Origin of the sequence: Catenovulum agarivorans DS-2 (genome assembly GCF_000568405.1) — a bacterium.
In the GTDB taxonomy this organism is placed as follows: Bacteria; Pseudomonadota; Gammaproteobacteria; order Enterobacterales; family Alteromonadaceae; genus Catenovulum; species Catenovulum agarivorans_A.
This window is the reverse complement of sequence record NZ_ARZY01000006.1, coordinates 111,786-126,681: the sequence shown is the minus strand read 5'-3', so window position 1 is coordinate 126,681 and position 14,896 is coordinate 111,786. Positions and strand designations below refer to the sequence as shown.

17 protein-coding genes are annotated in these 14,896 nt (G+C 40.4%); 6 read left to right on the top strand and 11 right to left on the bottom strand.

Features of this window, described 5'->3' with window-relative positions; genetic code table 11:
• Positions 1-15: 15 nt before the first annotated feature.
• Positions 16-930: a type II secretion system protein GspC gene (gene gspC / locus DS2_RS05205; protein ID WP_035013596.1), complete on the bottom strand. Its 915-nt coding sequence runs from the start codon at positions 928-930 to the stop codon at positions 16-18.
• Between the two features lie 265 nt (positions 931-1,195).
• Here gspC and hslR point away from each other — a divergent pair, with 265 nt between their 5' ends.
• Complete coding sequence (gene hslR / locus DS2_RS05200) at positions 1,196-1,618, top strand: ribosome-associated heat shock protein Hsp15 (protein WP_035013595.1); 423 nt, start codon at positions 1,196-1,198, stop codon at positions 1,616-1,618.
• Positions 1,619-1,620: 2 nt separating this feature from the next.
• Positions 1,621-2,481 carry an Hsp33 family molecular chaperone HslO gene (gene hslO, locus DS2_RS05195; RefSeq protein WP_035013593.1) on the top strand — a complete coding sequence of 287 codons (861 nt, stop codon included), beginning with the start codon at positions 1,621-1,623 and terminating at the stop codon, positions 2,479-2,481.
• Positions 2,482-2,554: 73 nt separating this feature from the next.
• Here the strand turns inward: hslO and DS2_RS05190 are convergent, their stop codons facing one another.
• The 8 genes from DS2_RS05190 to ectA form a co-directional block, all read right to left on the bottom strand.
• A complete protein-coding gene (locus DS2_RS05190) occupies positions 2,555-2,758 on the bottom strand; it encodes a hypothetical protein (protein ID WP_035013592.1) in 204 nt (67 codons plus the stop codon).
• Between the two features lie 101 nt (positions 2,759-2,859).
• Positions 2,860-3,753, bottom strand: coding sequence for a TPR end-of-group domain-containing protein (locus DS2_RS05185; RefSeq protein WP_035013590.1), 894 nt, complete (start codon positions 3,751-3,753; stop codon positions 2,860-2,862).
• On the bottom strand, positions 3,746-5,161 hold the full coding sequence (locus tag DS2_RS05180) for a sodium/proline symporter (protein ID WP_035013589.1): 1,416 nt from the start codon (positions 5,159-5,161) through the stop codon (positions 3,746-3,748). Before DS2_RS05180 ends, DS2_RS05185 begins: the two co-directional genes overlap by 8 nt.
• Positions 5,155-5,832 (bottom strand): class I SAM-dependent methyltransferase, encoded by a 678-nt coding sequence (locus tag DS2_RS05175; protein WP_035013587.1) that lies wholly within the window; start codon positions 5,830-5,832, stop codon positions 5,155-5,157. The genes DS2_RS05180 and DS2_RS05175 overlap by 7 nt, the downstream gene beginning before the upstream one ends.
• Complete coding sequence (locus tag DS2_RS05170) at positions 5,810-7,237, bottom strand: aspartate kinase (RefSeq protein WP_035013585.1); 1,428 nt, start codon at positions 7,235-7,237, stop codon at positions 5,810-5,812. The genes DS2_RS05175 and DS2_RS05170 overlap by 23 nt, the downstream gene beginning before the upstream one ends.
• A gap of 86 nt (positions 7,238-7,323) precedes the next feature.
• Positions 7,324-7,722: an ectoine synthase gene (locus DS2_RS05165; protein WP_035013584.1), complete on the bottom strand. Its 399-nt coding sequence runs from the start codon at positions 7,720-7,722 to the stop codon at positions 7,324-7,326.
• Between the two features lie 21 nt (positions 7,723-7,743).
• On the bottom strand, positions 7,744-9,015 hold the full coding sequence (ectB, locus tag DS2_RS05160; protein ID WP_035013583.1) for a diaminobutyrate--2-oxoglutarate transaminase: 1,272 nt from the start codon (positions 9,013-9,015) through the stop codon (positions 7,744-7,746).
• Positions 9,012-9,431: a diaminobutyrate acetyltransferase gene (ectA, locus tag DS2_RS05155; protein ID WP_235188546.1), complete on the bottom strand. Its 420-nt coding sequence runs from the start codon at positions 9,429-9,431 to the stop codon at positions 9,012-9,014. Before ectA ends, ectB begins: the two co-directional genes overlap by 4 nt.
• Before the next feature lie 262 nt (positions 9,432-9,693).
• Between ectA and DS2_RS05150 the strand changes: the two genes are divergently transcribed.
• The 4 genes from DS2_RS05150 (at position 9,694) to DS2_RS05135 (ending at position 12,599) form a co-directional block, all read left to right on the top strand.
• Complete coding sequence (locus tag DS2_RS05150; RefSeq protein WP_035013581.1) at positions 9,694-10,122, top strand: chemotaxis protein CheW; 429 nt, start codon at positions 9,694-9,696, stop codon at positions 10,120-10,122.
• 19 nt (positions 10,123-10,141) lie between these two features.
• Positions 10,142-10,678 carry a MarR family transcriptional regulator gene (locus DS2_RS05145; protein WP_051479641.1) on the top strand — a complete coding sequence of 179 codons (537 nt, stop codon included), beginning with the start codon at positions 10,142-10,144 and terminating at the stop codon, positions 10,676-10,678.
• Positions 10,679-10,818: 140 nt separating this feature from the next.
• Complete coding sequence (mdh, locus tag DS2_RS05140) at positions 10,819-11,757, top strand: malate dehydrogenase (protein ID WP_035013579.1); 939 nt, start codon at positions 10,819-10,821, stop codon at positions 11,755-11,757.
• A 110-nt stretch (positions 11,758-11,867) separates the two neighbouring features.
• Positions 11,868-12,599, top strand: a complete 732-nt coding sequence (locus tag DS2_RS05135) for a 16S rRNA (uracil(1498)-N(3))-methyltransferase (RefSeq protein ID WP_035013578.1) — start codon at positions 11,868-11,870, stop codon at positions 12,597-12,599.
• A gap of 8 nt (positions 12,600-12,607) precedes the next feature.
• Here DS2_RS05135 and DS2_RS05130 read toward each other — a convergent pair whose 3' ends face one another.
• Both DS2_RS05130 and DS2_RS05125 read right to left on the bottom strand, forming a co-directional pair.
• A complete protein-coding gene (locus tag DS2_RS05130; RefSeq protein WP_035013577.1) occupies positions 12,608-14,371 on the bottom strand; it encodes a TIGR03545 family protein in 1,764 nt (587 codons plus the stop codon).
• Positions 14,368-14,883 carry a TIGR03546 family protein gene (locus DS2_RS05125; RefSeq protein WP_035013576.1) on the bottom strand — a complete coding sequence of 172 codons (516 nt, stop codon included), beginning with the start codon at positions 14,881-14,883 and terminating at the stop codon, positions 14,368-14,370. The genes DS2_RS05130 and DS2_RS05125 overlap by 4 nt, the downstream gene beginning before the upstream one ends.
• Positions 14,884-14,896: the final 13 nt, after the last annotated feature.

Sequence of the window (14,896 nt, the reverse complement as noted above, 5' to 3'; positions counted from 1 at the left end):
ATTTTTAAATTCATTTTAATACAACGAGATAAATATTTGACGGACTGAGCCATCTCGTTCGACCATAATGCTTGCTTCTTGCGCGTCCTTTAATTGCGCCATAGCTTGCATTGCTTGTGACAGGTTAGTCAGATCATAGCCATTTATTTCAATAGCGATATCACCTGCATTTAATCCAACAGATTGGAATAATTTGGGATCTTTTCCCGGATATAGCCTATATCCAACCAGCTCTCCTTGACGGCGAACCGGTGAAACTTTGATATAGTCAACTAATTTACCTGGGTCGGCAAATGCATCTTCGCGTAAATTTTCCAATGCTTCTTTGTCTTCACCAGAAATATTCGCTTGATCAGTTGTATCTGGTTGTACTGCAACTTCAACCGTTTGATTATTTTCTTGGGCTGATTCAGCGGCCAACGCACTATACTCTTGACCCTCAAGCATCAGGGTCTCACGGCGACTAGACTGCTCAATGATAATGCGGTCTGGGTAAATCTCACGCACGACAGCCCGAGTACCATCAATTTTTTCATCTAACCCATAAACATCTTGCGAGCCACTTTTTTCAATGATTGCGGCTGCTAATTCTGGATCAGAACTTGGTACAACACCCGTTAACTTCAAGTTGAGCGTGGTAACAGGCGCATCTTCGACCGGCCTAGTTTGCACAACAGGTGCCGCAGAATAATCACCAAACAAGTTCAAGTTAGTAATTCGGTTAATATCTGCAACCACGGTATTAGCCGCAGCTGTACTAGCTGAGCGCAAGTTAATCGCTGCCGCATTCGGCTGCGGGAACAGCTTCCAAGTAATATTAGCAAGCAGCCAAGCAATATAAATTAGCAATAATAGGCTAACGGCTAAGCTGAATTTTTGTTGTGGTAGTTTTTTGGCTAACTCTAAACCCTGATGAATTTTGTCTTGCAAAGTATTTAAACCAAATTTGTTAATGCCTTAAATGGGCTAACGTAGTGAAAAATATGCGGTAGCCCGTTATTGTCGCAACAGAATGTTACGTTTTTAATAAATTTGCAACCTGAATTCCGTGTTAAACCAATATTCATCGCTGCTTATATCTTTTGTGGACGCAGTTTAACAGATACAATATAGCCAATCTACTCGAAGCACGTTGTTTCACGGGTAGTTTAGGTATAACTGTTTTCAATGCTAAATTCTGGTAGTTAGTAAGTAGATGGGCAATAAAAGTTCAAAACAAAATCCAACAAGCCAAGCAATGCGCTTGGATAAATGGCTATGGGCAGCACGTTTTTTTAAAACTCGCTCTTTGGCTAGAAGTATGATCGAAAATGGCAAAATTAAATATAATGGTCAGCGATGCAAAGCTAGTAGAACTGTGGAAGTCGGCGCACTATTGACCATACAACAAGGTTTTGATGAGAAACAAATCAGTGTTTTAGGGTTATCTGACAACCGTTTAAGTGCTCCATTAGCTCAAGAACTTTATCAGGAAAGCGCAGAAAGCATTAAAAAACGTAGCGAACAAGCTGAGTTACGTAAACTGCAGCATTCAGTCAATCCTCGACCTGACAGTAAACCGGACAAAAAACAACGTCGCCAACTTATTGAAGCTAAACAGCACAAACTTGGACAATAAAGATGAATACGCCAGATCAATTAAACCGCTATATATTTGAAGAGATGAATGTACGCGGCGAGCTTGTACAGCTTGCCGAAAGCTATCAGCAAATGCTGAAAAATCACCACTATCCAGACAGTATTAAGCACATCATTGGAGAGCTGTTCGCAGCAACCAGTTTATTGACCGCCACCTTAAAGTTTACGGGCGATATTGCTGTGCAAATCCAAGGTAATGGACCTGTATCGTACGTTGCAATTAACGGTACAGACAAACAAGCTTTACGTGGTGTTGCACGCTTTAGTGAAGCACCAAAAGATCTGAACTTGTCTAGCGCATTCGGTGATAAAGGTTTTATGGTAATCACCATTACGCCTGAAAAGGGCGAACGTTATCAAGGAATTGTTGCACTTGAACAAGAAACCATTGCTGGATGTTTGCAAGATTACTTCCGCCAGTCTGAACAATTGGACACCCATATTTGGTTATATACTGATACCAAACAAGCACTTGCTGCAGGCATGTTACTACAACGACTACCAGGTGAAGAAAAAGAGCAAGATGATGCAAATATGGAACACCTAGCCCAGTTAACCTCAACAGTAAAACATGACGAAATATTCAGTTTAGCAGCTCAAGATTTGCTTTATCGTTTATATCACCAAGAACGGGTTAAAGTTTTTGAGCCACAGTCAGTTACTTTTCACTGCGGATGTTCGAAAGACAAAACTTACAATGCATTAGCCAGTATTCAACCAAACGAACTGACTGCTATTTTGCAAGAAGAAGGTAAAATAGAAGTTAAATGTGAATACTGTTTAACCAAGTATAGTTTTGTTGAAAACGATTTGGCCGACTTGCTAAACAAGCCTCAACATTAGCCTGCCGCACAAATAACAAGGGCGCTTAGTGCGCCCTTGAATTATAAAACACGTCAAACAATCCTGTACTATATTATTCCATTTGATGTTGAGAGGTCGGTCGTGGGTGCTTTACACATCGCTTTATCAAACATATAACTGCCATAGATAACCCCGCAGCCACAGGTGCTGCAAGCCAATCAAAGTAGGCAGCTTTAACAAACACAAGTTGATATAACAAAACTAGAACAAAGACAACAAAACCCGTTCTAAAAATATCTTGCCAAGTAATTTGCATATCAAACTCCTTCTAATCCATCGCCAAAACTGTCACCTGCCCTGAACATTTTTTAAGCAGGTTAATAATAAAGACTAGACTCAATGGAGTATTTTCGCAAACTAATTTAACAAACTTTTAAAACTCTCTTCCTCGTGTAATGTTTCAAACATTGTTTCTTGGGTTAGCTCAGCGGATAAGGCTGGTGATTTTTCCAAAGCGGTACGAATATCTTCAACTGCCACATCCACCTGGCCTAAGGCAGCATAAGCACAAGCACGCTGCCAATACGCCAGTGCATAATCTTCATCTAATTCAATCGCTTTAGTCGACAAGTTCAATGCCCATTCGCACTCGCCTAGCTCTAACACAGCATCCGCTTTATAAGTAATCGCCTCAACATCATCGTTATTGAGCTCTAAAATTTCATCGTATAGTTTAACTTTTTGCTGCGGATTATTTTCTAAACCGGAACGCATCCACAATGCGTGTAGTTGATTTGCACGGGCTATTTCTTCTTGGGTTGAGATAATCTGTTCAGAACGCCGTTTCAACTTTTCTTCTACATCAGCCAAGCGTTTTTCGTATTCTAAACTGACTGAGCTGACCTTACTGGCAACATGCTCTTCGATTTGTGTTTTAATGTCTCGCAATGAACGCCACCCCATCAAAACCAAAACCGACGCCGCTGCAGTAATGATAAAAAACACATTATTCACAGTGTCTGCGGTATAACGCAATGCACGGTCAGATGACTCAAGTTTGGCATTCGCAAGCTTTTCGGTAAATTGCGCTTCTAACGCGATTTGCTGTTGGCGAATTGTTTTAACCTCATCCAACAAATAGCGTTCGATAAACGGGGTGTAGAGTGGCTGCTGTAGGTTATCAATTTTTTCTTCAAGTCTCTCAACCTGTTCGGCTTTAGACTCAGAGGCTTGCTCAGCTGCGTGCGCTTGTGCCAGTATACTGGCACAACACAGGATCAATAGACCCACAAGCTGATTAATTTTACGCATAGTCAGCCTCTTTTGTTTGAGAACCCGTCGCTTTACAAAAATAAAATACCGCTAACCCCACTAAAATACCGGCTAACCCTTCATATACTTGATTATGCCAATCGAGTTGTCGCCAAGCTAGTGCAACGGCCACAGAACTAAACACAACGGCTAATGCTTGCATTTGGTTAACTCGCCAACCAAGAATTAAACCGATCAACATAGGCGCTAGTGCACAACCAAGTGCCGACCAAGCAAAAACAACTAGAGTAAAGACACTTTGTTTAGCAAACATAGCGACTAACAAGGTGATCAATGTAATTGAGAGGGTAATGAGCTTAATTACTTTAGTATTGGTGACAGGTTTATTTAAACAGTCTTGCGAAAATGCTGCTGAACAGCTCAATACAAGTGAATCAGCGGTGGATAAAGTCGCGGCAAATATGCCCGCTAGGATCAACCCAACCAGCCATCCAGGAAGGAGTTCGACCGCCATCATAGGTAAAGCTAATTCAGCATCAAATGTCGCTTGGTTATCCAATAAAATTCGGCTCAGCAAACCAACACAAGTAGCCATTGCGTAAAAAACACTAAACCAGAGGTAGTACCACATCCGCATAGTGCGTATGTTTTGTTTAGTATCTAGTGCAATAAAACGAACCATTATATGTGGTTGACCAACGACAGAAAAACCAGCAAACATCCAACCTATCGCAAAGGCAACAACACCCAGTTGATTATCAAAAATCAGTCCATCTGGTGTGAGGTCAAAAAAGCCATCAACTTGTTGCAACTCGTCAACCACTTGGCTTATGCCACCAATATGCGTCACTGCAACAAATAACAAAATACTCATGGCTGCTACCATGACGAAAGACTGTGCAGCATCTGTCCAAATCGATGCTCTTATACCACCTGCAAAACAATATGCTGCGACCATAACCGCAACTAAAATCGCCCCCATCCAGATTGGCCAATCAAGCAACACATGCAAAGCTTTACTACCTGCAATAAACTGTGCCGCGGCATAAGCTGTCATTAGAATTAACGCTGTCCACGACAAAATACGCCGCAATAGTTGAAAATGCTCACCTTGCCATAAACTAACCAGAGACATAACTGACACGGCCCCAGTAGCTTTAGCGTGCTGCTGAACTTTTTGATGAATATAAAAAGAGGCAATTAAATCACCAGCAATCCAGCCAACCATCAACCAAATCGCTGACAAACCGGCATAATAGGTGTAACCAATAACACCAATAAACATATAACCACTGTTATTGGTTGCAACTGCAGATAAACCTGTTAACCAGGCAGAAACACCTCTTCCGGCTAAATAATAATCATCTTTACTTTTGCTGGAAAACTTGGCTGAGCTTAAACCAATAAGCGCAAAACAAGTTAAAAAAACAATAAAACTAACTAACATAATACGCCCTCAAGCGAATTGACACTTAATACGTAACCATCCATTTCTATAGGCTGCTCAATTCGGTGATTTTGCAGCTCCACATCTAGAAAAATTTTATTGTCATCACTCAACTGCATAAAAGCTTTTCGGCCTATATCAGCCAGCAACATTACCACATCACTCCGACAAGCCACAGATTCAACCAGCAGTTGCAATGCTTGCTTAGTGTCTTTGTTGTAGCAAATATCAGACGCGACAATTAAGTCGGTGTCATCAAGAATCGCTTCACTGATATCCTCAATGGCGATTGTTTGACTATCCACTTCGGTATCATTGTGCCCGGCTAAAGATTGCTGATAAGGTTTTAAGTTTTCATCTAAATCACTGGCTATCACTTCTGCGTTGTAATGCTTATTCATAAAAACGCTTAGCGCTCCCCAGCCAGCACCTATTTCAAGTACTTTTAGTTGGCGTTTAAATGGCACGTCTTTAAGAATATTCATCAGTAGGAAGTTTGATTGCCAAACTTTAGATGCGTAGTGTTGAGGGACAAAACCATCCTCCACGAGTGCTTGCACGTCAGGATGGTTTGGTTTAAAAATATTGACGCCAAACGCCCAAAAATTATTTGAGCGTCCGCGTACTTGGGTTGTGCGGTATTTAATATTAAACCTCTGGCGCTGTTTCAACTAAGTGTTGATGCAGAGCAATGACCGCTTGGTCAAAGTGCTTTTCGTCTAACACAAATTGAATATCAACTTGTCGCATTGATTGGTGTAGCGCCTGAATACTAATACCCTGTTCAGCGATTGCTTTAACTGCTTTAGCCAACATACCCGCTTCTTGCATATCACTACCGATAGCTGAAACGATGCACACTTTGCGTAAGTTGATTTCAGCTTCAGGGAAGTATTTCTCAAGCAACACTAATAAACGCTTAGCTTTTTTCAAGTTACAGCTTAAATAATGGGTGATGCTATTGGCGGTCACATCTTTACTGACCATTTCGATTTTAAGCTCGTTAATAATAGATAAAATCTTAACATCGAATTTATTAACCTGCCCCATCATATCCTGATCAAACAATTCAAACGCATAAACTTGCTGACGACCAGCAACAATTTCCACTTTAGGTTTGTCACTCACGTAAGTTGAGGTAATCAGTGTACCTTTGTGCTGAGGTTCAAAGGTATTTTTAACCCGTAAGGATATTTCTGATTGACGTAACCCTTTAGCTGCACGCGGGTGAATAGCTTCCATCCCTAAGTTCGCAAGTTGGTCTGCTACATCATAGTTAGTCATACCAATCGGAACCACTTTGTCTTCACCAACTAACTTAGGATCGGCACTACTTAAGTGGTACTCTTTGTGAATAATCGCTTCGTTCGCCTGAGTTAATACTGCAATTCGGCTGAAGGTCATTTCACTGTAACCACGATCAAAGGTTGCCATTAAACCTTTTTCACTATGGCAATAACCCGTAGCAATTGGCAAACATTCACGTAAATCAAGCGAAAAGAACGCATCTTTAATCAACTCATCCATATCAACAGCTTTATCGATATTCCAACCCGTTAGGTCAACAAATACCGCATTCACGCCTTCTTTTTGTAATAAGTGCGCCATATTCCATGCACTATGAGCTTCACCGATACTCGCCAACATTTCTCTTACTTTGGCTAAATGGTCATCCAACTCAAAATGGCCATGCTGACACAGGCTGTTTAAATCTGCTAAAGCGCGTTCAGCATCATCTAAACGACGTAAAATAAATTTGTCCGCTTTATTTTTTAATTGACCATCACCAAACAGTTCTTGGTTGATATCCAACATTTTTTGTCTAACCAAAGCAAAAGCTTCTATCCAGCTTTGATCTTCCTCGGCTTGAGCAAAACGGCCATAAACACCTGGCTCAGCGGTTTTTTTATGCTCTAACAATAAGTTGGTGATACCCGCATATGCTGATACAACAAAAACTCTTTGATAAGGATTTTTCAGCGCTGGATTAAAAATAATATTGTCACGCACCGCTTCATATTGGCTCATCGAAGTGCCGCCAATTTTTTCAACAGTATGGTTGTTCGAAACCTGCATTGTTCGTTCTCTATAAAATTTATTTAATTAGTCGAAAGGATAACGTAGCGACTGCTCTGAAGGCAGTCGCTATCTAGACAGGGGAATTAATCGCTTACTGTTTCTGCTTCTAACGGGTAAGCGCCCGTTTCATCATGTACTTCTTTGCCGTTTAATGGTGGATTAAACACACAAGCCATTTTCATTTCAGTAGTGGCTCTGAGTATATGCTTGTCATGTTTATCTAAGATATAAATCACACCAGGCTTAATTTGATGAACTTCGCCAGTTGCTAAATCTTCAACCGAACCCGTACCTGAGACACAATACACTGATTCCAGGTGATTTTGGTAGTGTAAATGCAACTCAGCATCTTTGAAGATGGTCGTAATATGGAATGAGAATCCCATATTGTCATCTTTCAAAATTAAACGTGTACTGTCCCATCCTTCGCTTACAATTTTACGCTCAGACTGTTCAGCTTTAGCTAAATCTCTAACTATCATTTTTAACTCCTAAACCTTAGCCTAGCTAGCCATTTTCAAGCTAGTATTAAACTCTTCAGCAATTGCTTCAACAACAATTTTTAAGCCTTTTTCTAGGTCTTGCGTTTCAATAGTTAATGGACAGAAACACTTAACCACTTGGCCTTGATTACCAGCAGTTTCAATAATCAGACCTTTCTCAAATGCACGAGAGGTAATGCTATCGGCAATATCACCAGTTCTAAATTCAATGCCTTGCATTAAACCGCGGCCTTTTAAACGAGCATGGGTTACACCCAATTCATCGACAACTGATTGGAAATAGCTGTGGACTAATTCAGCTTTTTGCTGAATTTCTTTTTCAAATTCTTGGTCTGCCCAATACGTTTCTAATGCAGTTTTAGCAGTAATAAAAGCATGGTTATTACCACGGAAGGTACCATTATGCTCACCTGGTGCCCACTCATCTAATTCTGGTTTGAATAAAACGATTGCCAATGGCAAACCAAAACCACTTAACGACTTAGACAAAGTCACAATATCTGGTTTTAAACCTGCTTCTTCAAAACTGAAGAATTTACCCGTACGGCCACAACCGGCTTGAATGTCATCAACAATCAATAGTGCGCCGTGTTTCTTAGCTAAATTCTGTAGACCTAACAACCACTCAGGAGTTGCTACGTTTAAGCCACCTTCGCCTTGTACTGTTTCAACAATAAAAGCTGCCGGCGCATCAATACCACTTGAAGGGTCTGACAATTGTTTGTCGAGCATTTTCAAGGTGTCAGCGTTATAACCGTAATAACCACAGTATGGCATACGAGTCACACCCGATAATGGAATAGACGCACCACCTCGGTGATGTTGGTTACCAGTTGCACTAACAGCACCAAGTGTAACCCCATGGAAACCATTGGTAAAACTAATCACATTAGTACGGCCAGTTACTTTACGTGCTAACTTAAGTGCGGCTTCTACAGCATTTGCACCAGTTGGGCCAGTAAATTGAACTTTATAGTCTAAGCCACGCGGCTTCAAAATTACGTCTTGCAAAGTTTGCATAAATGCTGCTTTTGCATCTGTGTGCATATCTAAACCATGCGCAACACCGTCTTGCATAATATAGTCGACTAACGCTTGCTTTAATTCATCCTGATTATGACCGTAGTTTAATGAGCCAGCACCAGCAAGAAAGTCTAAGTAAGCATTGCCTTCGTTGTCATATAAATACGCGCCTTTTGCTCGGTTAAAAGTAACCGGGAAAGAGTTAGCATAACACTGTACGTTAGATTCCATCTGTTTAAAGATACTCATAAGGTTTCCTCTTTAATTTTGATCATGCGTTTAGCATTGGTAGAAATTGGACCGATCTTAAATAAATACTCGTCGGCATGTTTACCGCCAAAATGAATGTCACGCACGAAATAACTCGACTCAGCGCAAGCGGTATTTAACTGACTAGCCAATTTACGAAAAACAGAGCGTGAAGCTTGATTGTCTTTAGTAATTGTTGTCTCAAGGTGAGTTACCTCACTACAAACAGCTCGAGACAATAAATGATTTAACATTTTGAATGCTAAAGATTGGCCTCTGGCTTTTTCAGATACAGCCATTTGCCAAATAAAAATCGTGTTTACTTGCTGCGGGTTGATATAGGCAGATACCCAACCAACAACCTCACCTTCAAGCTCAGCTATCACACAAGTTTCAGAAAAGTGAGCACATTGCAATAAATTGCAATATACAGAATTTGTGTCTAATGGCGGGCAAGGGCGGGCAAGCCGCAATTAGTTGATTTACTTCATAGCCATCTTCGGCTGTTGGACAACGAAAGCTTAGTTGTCCTTTTTCATTTTGATTTCGACTCATATCGAACAATTAATATCTCAATTTATTTTCAATAAAAATATTTAGATGTCTAAATATTGTTTTATATAGTACACTAAACATTATTAATAAATCCAGCGTTAATTTTTCATTTGGAGGTTTCAGTTGAATAAATGGGTAGCATTTCTAATAAACGATACGAGATACTGCTGTAACATCCAACAAATAAAGGAGGTTATACCCTACTCAGCGTGCAACCCCTTTCCAGGCTCGAATGAATATGCAGAAGGCATACTCAATATTAGAGGTGAAATAATTACGATCATTAGTGGTGAAAAATTACTTTGTGATAAAAATATTACACAACAAAATAATATTTTAATCATAGAGAACGACCGTCAGGAAAGAATTGGCTTAACCGTCGACAAAGTGGATCGAATTGTTGAATTTGATCCAGCTGAAATTGACACAGGTGTAGACACCACATCTCCCAACACAACCTGGGTAATAGGCACAATTAACGATGCAAACGACTTAACCGTAGTAGTCGACTTTGCAGATCTTGCCGCCCAACAATCTTCGGAAGTCGAATAAGCTATAGTTTATGTTTATAATGCAGAATAATTTACAATCACGAGTGGAAGACATTTTGGCTCAAGTAGAACCCATTGAAGAAGTATTGGTCACATTGCGTCGACTTATCCGTGCAACTGATTTGCACTCAAAACAATTGGTAAAAACTTCTGGTATTACCGCACCACAGCTGTTGTTATTGCGAGCAGTGCAAGAAAAAGGTGAAGTAACCATAGGTGAAATTGCCAACGAAGTAAGTCTTTCGCAAGCAACAGTTACAAGTATTTTGGATAGGCTCGAAAAACGCGAGCTAGTTTATCGAGTGCGTTCAAACCAAGATAAACGCAAAGTACATGCCTACTTAACAGATGCAGGCCAAGAATTATTAAGCGAAGCTCCGCTGCCTTTACAAGAGCATTTTGTTCGTCAATTTAAAGACTTAAAAGAATGGGAACAGTTAATGATACTGTCTTCATTACAGCGTGTCGTACAAATGATGGACGCACAACATTTAGATGCAGCACCTATGCTTGAAGTTGGCGATTTAACCGCTTATCTAAATCAAAACAAACAGTAACTCGATTCGGTTAATAGCTGCTATAGTCACTATACAACGGATTGATAGATTTAATGCCTACGAGTAATTGTCATTTGCCTATCAATCTTTTATCTTTGTTAGCAAATTTTTACACGTCCCCAAAATAAATGGAGAACAAAATGAAAGTTGCAGTTATTGGTGCGGCTGGTGGTATCGGCCAAGCATTAGGTCTATTGTTAAAGTTAAACTTACCTGCAGGCTCTGCATTAAGTTTGTATGATATTGCCCCTGTAACTCCGGGTGTTGCAAAAGATTTAAGCCACATCCCAACTGATGTTGAGGTAACTGGTTTTGCAGGCGAAGATTGCACACCAGCATTAGAAGGTGCTGATGTTGTATTGATTTCGGCAGGTGTTGCACGTAAGCCTGGTATGGACCGTGCTGACTTATTCAACATCAACGCTGGTATTATTAAATCGTTAGCTCAAAAAGTTGCGGATGTATGCCCTAAAGCATTATTAGGCATTATCACTAACCCTGTAAACACAACTGTACCAATTGCAGCAGAAGTTTTGAAAAAAGCAGGTGTTTACGACCCTAAACGTTTATTCGGTGTAACAACTCTTGACGTTATCCGCGCTGAAACTTTCATCGCAGAAGCAAAAGGTAAATCAACTCAAGATATTAAAGTTGACGTAATTGGTGGCCACTCAGGTGTAACTATTTTACCTTTATTGTCTCAAGTTGAAGGTGTTTCTTTCACTGATGAAGAAATCGCAAGCTTAACAACACGTATCCAAAACGCTGGTACTGAAGTTGTTGAAGCTAAAGCTGGCGGTGGCTCTGCAACCTTGTCTATGGGTCAAGCAGCGGCACGTTTTGGTTTATCTTTAATTAAAGGTTTACAAGGCGAAGATGTGATTGAATGTGCATACGTTCAAGGTAGTGGTGACAATGCACCTTTCTTCGCTCAACCAGTTAAACTAGGTAAAGACGGCGTTGAAGCTATTTTAGACTATGGTTCAATCAGTGCTTTTGAACAAAAAGCATTAGATGACATGTTACCAACATTACAAGGTGACATTGAAAAAGGCGTAGAATTCGGCCAAGCTGAATAATCAGCTTTCCAATATATACCCTATCTAGCCGAAACAGAGTTAATAACTATGTTTCGGCTTTTTTGTATTATACTCCCCCATCTGAACACCACTACAAACAACGAATCCCTATGAGAATTAGCCGAATATATCATCCAACCAGTCTTAAAATTGGTGAAACTGTCCAGCTATCTGATGATGCAGCTAACCATGTTGGTAGAGTTTTGCGTCAACAGCCTGGCCACCCTCTGGTGTTGTTTAATGGCGATGGTTATGATTATTCCGCCGTGATCAGTGAAAGTACTCGTAAACGTGTCACTGTTGATATCCATTCAGCTGAGAAAAACCTAACTGAATCACCGCTAAAAATCGAGCTTCTACAAGTGATCTCGCGTGGAGATAAGATGGATCTAACTATTCAAAAGGCGGTCGAACTTGGTGTTAGTAGCATTACACCTATTATTAGCGAACGTTGCGGGGTAAAACTCAACGCTGAACGGTTTGCTAAAAAAATAGAGCAATGGCAAAAAATTGTTTATTCCGCCTGCGAGCAATGTGGTCGTGCTGTGGTACCAAAAGTTAAAGAGATTCAAGACATCAAACCTGCATTAGCAAGCACCTTTTCTGGCCTAAGGCTAAATTTACATCCACAAGCGCCGATTGGTATTCGCCAGCTCAACCACAGCGAAACCAATATTCAGTTGCTTATAGGCCCTGAGGGTGGATTAAGTGACGAAGAGATAGAGTTAGCGCGCGAGCATGGTTTTACCGACATTTTGATGGGACCTAGGGTACTTAGAACTGAAACCGCCGGCTTAGCTGCAATCAGTATGCTGCAATGTACCCTAGGTGATATGGGATAACTTATCCGTTAAAAGAATTTGCTAAGTTTGTCTTTAACCTTATCTTTGAGTTTGTCTTTCTGTTTTTCTTTAAACGAGTCAATCTTAGCATCCAACAACTTTTGTAAACTACCTTCGGTATCATCTATCCAATCCGATAAGTCACCAATTTGCGCTAGCTGCTGCTCTGACATATCCAATTTGTCAGCCATTTTCGCATTGAGCTGACTTTGGTACTCTGCTTTTAACTTATCTAGCTCGGCATTTGCCGACGCTTTGACGCTATCTTTAACTATATTGTCTAGCGCTGAATTAATGTTAAAGCTTGGTGAACTGACAGGGCCGGTTAAATTAATCTCAGCTGGAATCGCCTCTTGTTGATTTAAAGCAGCAATTACCTGCTTCATCCAACGAGAAGAGGAGCTAGTGGAAAACTCAGGCTGAATTAAATCAAGTACCGTATTAGCGTCAAGCGAGCCTGCCTGATATGCCATCTCACCTTTACCCGTTAAGACAGTTTGTTGTAGGCTAAATTTAGCATTTGAACTTGTGTCTTTAGCAACCTTTAGCTGGTCAAATTGCCAATCAGCTTCACTGGTTATACTCGAATCTTCTGCTACCCAATAGTCAACTTTGCCTTGCAGGCTGCCTTGCGCAAATGAGTCGGAATAAGCGGTCAATCGGCTTGCACCTGTTTTTTTCCAATGTTGTACATGAATATCTTCAAGGGTTAACCAAATGGTTCCTTTGGCATTAAGCAGTTCTATTTTACCTTGTTCAATTATCCAATCTGGTATTGGATTTTCTTCGTCAAAATGAATAAACTGGCCAACACTTTCTACGGTCGACTCTGCACTGTCTTGACCTTTGTTAATAAAAGGTTTTAGCACCTGATAAGCTTTTTCTGCATACTGATAATAACTTCTAGCTGACTCACCAAACAAAATGTGTGCTAAGTCTTCCGCTTCAAATGTTTCTAACTGGTAAGTTTCTTTTACTTGCTGCCAATCTTGCGCTGGCGCATCTTTCAACGCTTTGCTTGCATGCTTGAGTTTTGCATTGCTATCACTCAGCTGGTCTTTAGCGGCTTTTAATATCGCTTTATCTTGTTTGATCTCAGCTTTAAGTTCATCTAGCTGCTGCTTTAACTGGGCTAAATCTTCAATATTGCTAACTTCTGCGTCCGTCAATCGTTTAATTTTAGCTTCGTATTGTTTTAATTTAGTTTTATCTGGTAGTTGAGCTTGAATCGCTTTAATTTTCGATTTTTCTTCGTCTACTGCGAGCTGCAGCGCCTTGGCTTTTTCAACTGTAATCAGCTCACTATTATTCAGCAGTGTTTTTACATCAGGAATAGATGCTTTGACCTCATCGATTTTGCTCGGCTGATCATCTTGTACTTGTTCACTCGCTTGCTCATCCGCTAGATAAATCTCGCCCACTTGTGCACGTTGGCTATCAAACTGTAACTGGGTAACTTGCAGGTCAGTAATTAAGGTTTTCCCTAACAAATATTGCCACAGGTCAATCGCTGCAATTGCGTTAGCAAATTCCACCACATTATTATTTGGGTTTTGCTTGTCGGTTACTTGAAGACCAACAATTTCCATGCTCACAGGAGACCAATTTATATTCACCTCGGCAACATTGATTTCTGCGCCATAATAATGTTTACCTGCCTGCTCAATTGCAAACTTAATCAGCGTACCCGCGAATACATAAACACAGGCAGCTAACAGGGCAATAACCGCAATAAAACCAACAAAACCTTGCCATCTTAGATACTTTTTCATGCACCACCGCCCTGAACTTTTAGGTAAAACTGATAGAATCTTGAACCTTTAAGCATTTGCACTATTTTTAATTTCATCACGAATGCCATAACATGCTCTCGGTATTTAACCACCAGCACTTGAGTCAACATTGCAATCGGCACAAACAAGATACCAGCAATAATAAAAGCGCCTAAAGTTAAAGTATGATGAAAATGAGCCAGTTTAAATAAAGTGATTTGGTATGCGCTATGCCACAAGCCATGCAAGGCGTTTTCTGTGAGTAACGCTTGTCCTAATGCAGCAAACAGTGGCGCAGTTAAAGCTCCAATTAAAGCAAAAACACCCCAGCTGACAAAAAAACTACCTAAATGCACTCGAATTAAAAATGCCAGCAATAAAACAATAAGATTATGTAAACTGAATAAAGGCGTTAAACCTATTACCATCCCTAATGCAATCGCATAAGCGATTTGCCTCGGGGAGCTTTCTGAGTTGAGTGCAATAAACACTTTGATGATTTGAGTGAGCATAATGCGTTTTTCC

Bases quoted from the DNA above. Each gene is read 5' to 3' on its own strand.
- hslR (WP_035013595.1), top strand. From the start codon at position 1,196: ATGGGCAATAAAAGTTCAAAACAAAATCCAACAAGCCAAGCAATGCGC.
- DS2_RS05135 (WP_035013578.1), top strand. From the start codon at position 11,868: ATGAGAATTAGCCGAATATATCATCCAACCAGTCTTAAAATTGGTGAA.
- DS2_RS05170 (WP_035013585.1), bottom strand. From the start codon at position 7,237: ATGCAGGTTTCGAACAACCATACTGTTGAAAAAATTGGCGGCACTTCG.
- DS2_RS05165 (WP_035013584.1), bottom strand. From the start codon at position 7,722: ATGATAGTTAGAGATTTAGCTAAAGCTGAACAGTCTGAGCGTAAAATT.
- ectB (WP_035013583.1), bottom strand. From the start codon at position 9,015: ATGAGTATCTTTAAACAGATGGAATCTAACGTACAGTGTTATGCTAAC.
- DS2_RS05185 (WP_035013590.1), bottom strand. From the start codon at position 3,753: ATGCGTAAAATTAATCAGCTTGTGGGTCTATTGATCCTGTGTTGTGCC.
- DS2_RS05125 (WP_035013576.1), bottom strand. From the start codon at position 14,883: ATGCTCACTCAAATCATCAAAGTGTTTATTGCACTCAACTCAGAAAGC.
- DS2_RS05180 (WP_035013589.1), bottom strand. From the start codon at position 5,161: ATGTTAGTTAGTTTTATTGTTTTTTTAACTTGTTTTGCGCTTATTGGT.
- DS2_RS05190 (WP_035013592.1), bottom strand. From the start codon at position 2,758: ATGCAAATTACTTGGCAAGATATTTTTAGAACGGGTTTTGTTGTCTTT.
- mdh (WP_035013579.1), top strand. From the start codon at position 10,819: ATGAAAGTTGCAGTTATTGGTGCGGCTGGTGGTATCGGCCAAGCATTA.
- DS2_RS05145 (WP_051479641.1), top strand. From the start codon at position 10,142: ATGCAGAATAATTTACAATCACGAGTGGAAGACATTTTGGCTCAAGTA.
- DS2_RS05130 (WP_035013577.1), bottom strand. From the start codon at position 14,371: ATGAAAAAGTATCTAAGATGGCAAGGTTTTGTTGGTTTTATTGCGGTT.
- hslO (WP_035013593.1), top strand. From the start codon at position 1,621: ATGAATACGCCAGATCAATTAAACCGCTATATATTTGAAGAGATGAAT.